This is a genomic window from Streptomyces sp. CA2R106 (assembly GCF_037034245.1).
Lineage (GTDB): Bacteria > Actinomycetota > Actinomycetes > Streptomycetales > Streptomycetaceae > Actinacidiphila.
Genome location: NZ_JBAGKC010000195.1, coordinates 1 through 381 on the forward strand (window position 1 = coordinate 1; position 381 = coordinate 381).

1 rRNA gene is annotated in these 381 nt (G+C 58.8%); it reads left to right on the plus strand.

Features of this window, described 5'->3' with window-relative positions:
• Positions 1–381: ribosomal RNA gene (locus WA788_RS35705) — 23S ribosomal RNA — on the plus strand; the annotation flags it as partial.

Consider the following 381-nt stretch of genomic DNA (forward strand, 5'->3'; position numbering starts at 1 on the left):
AGTGGTGGATGGTTCACGAGTGAGAATGCAGGCATGAGTAGCGATACAAGAGTGGGAAACTCTTGCGCCGATTGACTAAGGGTTCCTGGGTCAAGCTGATCTGCCCAGGGTAAGTCGGGACCTAAGGCGAGGCCGACAGGCGTAGTCGATGGACAACCGGTTGATATTCCGGTACCCGCTTTGAAGCGCCCAGTACTGAGGCGAGCGATGCTAAGGCCGTGAAGCCGCCTCTGATCTCTTCGGAGTGAGGGGGAGTGGTGGAGCCGCTGAACCGGACTTGTAGTAGGTAAGTGATGGGGTGACGCAGGAAGGTAGTCCAGCCCGGGCGGTGGTTGTCCCGGGGTAAGGGTGTAGCCCGAGGGGTAGGTAAATCCGTCCCTC